This window comes from Kitasatospora sp. NPDC004272, from assembly GCF_053603035.1.
On the sequence record NZ_JBSGET010000098.1, the window covers coordinates 1 to 5,975 of the forward strand.

Annotated in this window: 4 protein-coding genes; all 4 read right to left on the reverse strand. The window is 76.3% G+C overall.

Annotation, left to right across the window (positions count from 1 at the left end; all coding sequences use genetic code 11):
* Positions 1–68 precede the first annotated feature (68 nt).
* A complete protein-coding gene (locus ACWEO5_RS26390) occupies positions 69–389 on the reverse strand; it encodes a hypothetical protein (RefSeq protein ID WP_452164725.1) in 321 nt (106 codons plus the stop codon).
* Positions 390–822: 433 nt separating this feature from the next.
* On the reverse strand, positions 823–4,188 hold the full coding sequence (locus tag ACWEO5_RS26395; protein ID WP_452164726.1) for a right-handed parallel beta-helix repeat-containing protein: 3,366 nt from the start codon (positions 4,186–4,188) through the stop codon (positions 823–825).
* 56 nt (positions 4,189–4,244) lie between these two features.
* Positions 4,245–5,609 carry a hypothetical protein gene (locus ACWEO5_RS26400; protein ID WP_452164727.1) on the reverse strand — a complete coding sequence of 455 codons (1,365 nt, stop codon included), beginning with the start codon at positions 5,607–5,609 and terminating at the stop codon, positions 4,245–4,247.
* A gap of 132 nt (positions 5,610–5,741) precedes the next feature.
* A partial coding sequence (locus ACWEO5_RS26405; RefSeq protein WP_452164728.1) for a tetratricopeptide repeat protein occupies positions 5,742–5,975 on the reverse strand: 234 nt, incomplete at its 5' end.

Genomic DNA, 5,975 nt, shown 5'->3' on the forward strand with positions numbered 1-5,975 from the left:
GACGGCGGCGAGCACTACGTCCTGCCCGACCGCAACACCGTCACCATGGCCTCCCCGTTCATGGCCGCCTACGCCCGGCTGCTCGTGCGGACCTGTCCCGACCCGAGCACGGCCACCGTCACCCCGGCCCCGCGCCCGTACGGCCAGGCCGCCTCCGGCCGCAGGTACGCCCGCTCCCAGGGGGTCCGGTCGGCGGTCCTGCCGGACGGCCGGCGGCAGCCGTCCTGCTGGACCCCGGGGAGGGTCTGCGTGACGACCGGCAGGTCGGCGGCGGCCGGTGACGCACCGTCGGCCACCGCCGCCCCGGCCACGCCGGACGGGCCGAGCAGCACGAGCGCGGCGGCCGCGCAGGCGGCGGGCCGGGCCCGGGCGGGCCGGGAGGGGTTCACCCGGCGCTCCCCGGACGGACCGGCAGACCGGTGGACGGGGCGGGGCGGGCGCCGAACCGTCCGCCCGGGCGGCGCCGGGGCGGGGCCGCGAGCGGAACGGGCGGGACGGGTGGGGGCACCGCCGCAGGCACCGGCGCGAACAGCACGGGCAGCACGGGCAGCACGGGCAGCACGGGCAAGGCCCCTGCCGCAGGCACCGGCGCGAGCAGCACGAGCGAGGCCACCACCGCAGGCACCGGCGGGACGGGCGGCCTCGCGCCATCGGCCGCACCACCGGCTGCGCCGACCGGCCCGTAGCGGTGAACGCCCTTCCGGGCCGGGCGAGTTCGGCCCCGGGCACCGGCTGCGGACGGGACCGCCGCCCCGGCGCCGCTCCGGGCGGGCACCGGCGCGGCAGCGGCTCGGGCGGGCCCGGTCGCCCGTGGGGCGGCGTTCATCCGGCGGCGCCGGGGGTCGGGCGGTGCGGGGCGAGGTCCTCGGGGAGCAGCAGGCTGAGTTCGGAGAGGTCGGTGACGTCGAGGCGGCCGAGGCGGCGGGCCTGGCGGGTGATCATCGTTTCGAGGGTCTGGCGGGCGAAGCGGCCGTTGCCGAAGGTGCGGTCGCGGGGGACGGCGGCGAAGTGCCGGGCCAGGGCGTCCAGGGTGTGCGGGGCGCAGGTGTAGCCGGCGGTTTCGGCGTGGTGGCCGACGATGGTGACGAGTTCCTCGTCGGTGTAGTGGCCGAACTCGATCTGCCGGGTGAAGCGGGAGGCGAGGCCGGGGTTGGAGGCGAGGAAGTGCCGCATCTCGTCCTCGTAGCCGGCGGCGATCACCACGACCTCGTCGCGGTGGTCCTCCATGAGTTTCATCAGGGTGTCGACGGCTTCCTGGCCGAAGTCGGCGCCGCTGCCGTGCCGTGGGGTCAGGGTGTACGCCTCGTCGACGAACAGGACGCCGCCGCGGGCCCGGTCGAAGGCTTCCTTGGTGAGTTGGGCGGTGTGGCCGATGTAGCGGCCGACCAGGTCGGCGCGGGCGGTCTCGACGAGTTGGCCGCCGGGGAGGACGCCGAGTTCGGCGAGGAGCCTGCCGTAGAGCCGGGCGACGGTGGTCTTGCCGGTGCCGGGCGGGCCGGCGAAGACCAGGTGGTGGCTGATCCGGGCGGTGGGCAGGCCGGCCTGTTCGCGGCGGCGGGTCTGCCGGAGCAGGTCGACCAGGTCCTCGACCTGTTCCTTGGCGCCGGGCAGGCCGACCATGGCGCGCAGTTCGGCGAGGAGCGCGGTGCCGTCGCCGCGGGTCGCGGCCGGGCCGTCGACGGGGGCGACGTCCTCGGCGAGCAGCCGGGCGAGGTCCTGGTCGGAGATCTCGGCGCCGGTGGCGAGCCGGGTGGCCTGCCGGTCGACCATCTCCTCGAAGACCTTGCGGGCGGCCCGGCCGTTGCCGAAGTCCTCGCCCCTGGGCAGTCGTTCGAACAGGGTGCGGAGGGCTTCGGCGGTGCCTTCGGCGAGTTCGTAGCCGTGTCCGGCGGCGGTGCGGCCGACGATGGTGACGAGTTCGTCGACCGAGTAGTTGGCGAACTCGACGGTGCGGCTGAACCGGGAGGCCAGGCCGGGGTTGACGGCGAGGAAGTCGGTCATCTCGGCGGAGTAGCCGGCCACGATGACCACGACGTCCGCGCGGTGGTCCTCCATCAGTTTGACCAGGGTGTCGACGGCCTCCCGGCCGAAGTCGGGGCCGCTGCCGCCCCCGCCGGTGGAGAGGGTGTACGCCTCGTCGACGAACAGCACGCCGCCGAGCGCGGAGCGGAACACCTCGGTGGTCTTGAGCGCGGTGCCGCCGATCACCGAGGCGACCAGGTCGGCCCGGGTGACCTCGACCAGGTGTCCTTCGCGCAGCACGCCGAGTTCGGCCAGGATGCTGCCGTAGAGCCGGGCGACGGTGGTCTTGCCGGTGCCGGGCGGGCCCGCGAAGACCAGGTGGCGGCTCATCGGGAGGGCGGGGAGCCCGGCCAGTTCGCGGCGCCGGGCCAGCTTGTTGAGGTTGACCAGGGTGGCGACCTGCTCCTTGACCCCGGCCAGGCCGACCAGCGACTCCAGCACCTCCAGCGGCCCGGCCGGGGCGGCGGGGGCGGTCTGGACGGCGGGCTGCCCCTCCGCCGGAGCGGGGACGGCGGCGGACGGACCGGCGGCGGACGGGTCCGCGGCGGACGGGCTCGCGGCGGCGGTGCCGTGCGCGTCGGGCAGGCCGTTCTCCGCGCTGACCAGTCCCTCCAGCGCGAGCCGTTCGCCGGGCACGGTCTGCCGCAGGCCGGAGCCCCGGTTGCGGGAGAGCGTGCAGTCGGTGAGCCGGACCGGGCCGTCGGAGTCGGTGCGCAGGCCGTCGCCGGCGTTCTCCTCGGCGGTGAGCCGGACCAGGACGGCCCGCGCCCCGCCGCCCAGGCGCACGCCGTGCCGGCGGTTGCCGGTGCAGCGCAGCCGGGTGCCGTTCAGTTCGGCGCCGTCCTCGGCGGTGACGCCGTCCTCAGCGGAGCCGGTCACCTCGCAGTCCCGCAGCGTCGCGGTGCCGACCCGGCCGACCAGCACGCCGGAGCCGCCGGAACCGCGCACCGTGCTGTCGCCGATCCGGGTGTCCGCGCCGTCGGCGATCCGGATCCCGGCCCGGCCCGCGTCCAGCACCTCGGCCTTCTCCAGCTGGCCGCGCCCGTCGCGCAGCGCGGCCACCCCGTCCGCCCCGGCCCGGTGGACGGCCGCGCGGCGCAGCCGGGGGTTGGCGCCGTCGGTGATCAGCACGCCGGTGCCGGTGACGTCGCGGACCTCCAGCCGGTCCAGGTCGGCGGCGCTGCCGCCGGTCAGTTCGACGCCGTCGGCGCCGCACTCGCGCACCATGGTGCGGTGCAGCACCGGCCCGGCGGAGTCGCCGACCCAGATGCCGGTGCCGTGGGCGCCGGCCACCTCGCAGTCCTCGAAGGTGCCGCGCGAGCGGCCGGTCACGTGGATGCCGTGGCCCGCCGTGCGCACCGCCCGGCAGCCGCGCAGGTGCGGGTCGGTGCCGCCGGCCAGTGCGAAGCCGTGCCCGGAGGTGCCGGTGACGGTGCACTCCTCCAGCCGCACCTGCTCGGCGGAGCTGATGTACACGCCGATGGTGGCGTCCCGGACGGTGGTGCGCAGCAGGCGGGTGCTGCTGTGCTCCTCCAGGGCGACGCCGGGCTTCTCGGTCACCGAGATGTCGCAGTCCTCGAAGGTGCCGCGGGCCCGGCCGTTGGCGCACACCCCGTTGCCGCGGGCGTCGCGCAGCACGCAGTTGCGCACCAGCGGGTCGGCGTCGTCGCCGATCACCACCGCCGAGCTGCCCAGGTGCTCGATCACGCAGTCCTCGACCACGCTGCCGCCGGTGGAGGTCTCCACGATGCCCGCGCCGGCCGGGTTGGTGATCCGGCAGCCGCGCATCGCCAGCGAGCCCTCGCCGCGGGTCAGCAGCGCCGTCCACGAGCTGCCGACCACCTCGCAGTCCTGCATCGCGGCCTGCCCGCGCGGCACGTCGACGGCGGGCAGTTCCTCGTCCTGTCCCTGCACGACCAGCCCGGTCAGCTGCACCGCCTCCGCCGTCACCTGCACCACGCAGCCGCGCCGGGCGGTGATCCGGACGCTGCCGCGGGCCTCGGCGGCGGTGATGGTGACCAGCTTGCCGATCACCAGGTTCTCCTCGTACCGGCCGGGCCGCACCGAGATCACCGCCCCGCTGCGGGCGGCCGCCAGCGCCTCGCCGATGGTGCGGTACCGGCCGTCCCGCTGCTCCGGACACACCGTCAGCACGTGGCGCGACATGGGCTGGCCTTCCTCTCCCCGCTGGACTTCCGAATGGGCTCGTGCGAACGGCGGGCTTACGCCGCCGTGCAGTCGACGCGCACGGCGGAGGCCGCGTGGTGGGCCCCGTTCAGGTTGGAACTGCCGTAGTCGACGCCCCGGTTGTGCAGCATCACGGCGAGCTTCCCGGCGGTGACCGGGAAGCTGCCGGCGTTCACCCACTTGCCGCGGTTGGCGGTCTGGTCGATGGTGAAAGCGCCGATGGTGCCCTCGCCGGTGGTGAAGTAGCGCTGCACGGTGTAGTACGTCGGCTTGCCGCCCACGGCCTTCGGGTCGCTGTTGTTCGGGACGAACACCGAGAGCCTGCACGTCCCGGCGGTGACCGGGGCGGTGCTGAACGCCCACAGCACCGAGCCGCCGCCGTTGTCCTTTCCGGTGTCGCCGGACATCGGCAGCGAGGTGTACGTGCCGCTGCAGCCCGAGCCCGTGTAGCCGCCGGTGGAGCTGGTCGTCCAGCCGGTGGTGCCCTCCGTCCAGCGGCCGTTCTGGTCGATGCCGAGGGTGCAGCCCAGGCCCGCGACGGCACTGAAGGCGACCGGGGCGGGCGCCTGCGGCTGGGCCGGGGGCGGGGACTGGGGGTTCGCCGGGGGGTTGGCCGGGGAGCCGGCCGGGACCGGGACGACGGGGGCGACCGCACCGCCACCGCTCGTGCCGCCACCCGTGCCGCCACCCGTGCCGCCACCCGTGCCGCCGCTCGGGCCGCTGCCGGTGGAGCCGCCGGTGCCGCCCTGCTTGGTGAACGGGCTGCCGCTGCCGCTCGGCGCACCCGGGGCGCCGGCGGACGGACTCGCGGACGGCGCCCCGGAGTCACCCGGCGACGGCGGGGCCACGTCCACCGGCACCGCGACGGCGGTCGGGTCGTCCGGCCCCGGGGTCGGCGCCAGCTCACCCAACTCGGGCCCGGCCGCCGGGGACTGACCCGCCCGGGCCCCGTCCCCCGCCCCCTGGCCGCCGTCGCCGCCACCCGAGAGCGCGAACGGCAGCCCCAGCAGCAGCGCCCCCGCCACCACCGCGGCGATCACCACCGGCTTGCGGCTCCGCCGCGACGGCTGCTCCTCCGGCTGCGCCTCGGCCTCCGGCGCCGGGAACGGGAAGCCCCCGGGCTCGGTCCGCTCGCTCTCGGCGGACGCGACGGCTTCGGCGGACGGGACGGGCTCGGCGGAGGGAACGGGCTCGGCCGGCTCGGTGCGGCCGTACTCCGGGACGGCCGGGGCCGGGGCGGCGGGACGCCTGCGGTTCGGGTCGGGCAGCACCCGGCCGTACGTGGGCGCGGCGACCCGCTCGGGCTCCGGCTCCGGCTCCTCGATCTCCCAGGCCACCGACGGCAGTTGGATGCCCCCGCCCGCACCCTGCGCGTCGTTCCCGCCCGTGTTCGTCCCCACCAGAAGCTCCTCGACTGCCTCGCGGTCCGTCCTGCGGGAGCGCCCGGCCCACCGGCCCACGAGCTCCCTCTCCGTAGGTACGGCCCGGCCGGCCCCGACGGTTCACCGGCCCGGGCGGGCCTTCCGGGAGGGTCAGGTCGGGGGCTGTTCGGTGGCGTCCTGCTGCGCCCGGAGCAAGGACTGCACCCGCAGGGACGTTTCGAGGTCGGGACGATGGACATCGGGGTGGACGGCAGACAGGGCGCGACGGATCCGGATGGCCTCCTCGATGGCGCTCAGGGCTTCTTCGTACCGCCCGAGGAGTTGCAGTTGCACGGCGAAGTTGCTGAGGATTCCGGCGAGTTGGGGAAGGTGCGCGTCGGGGCG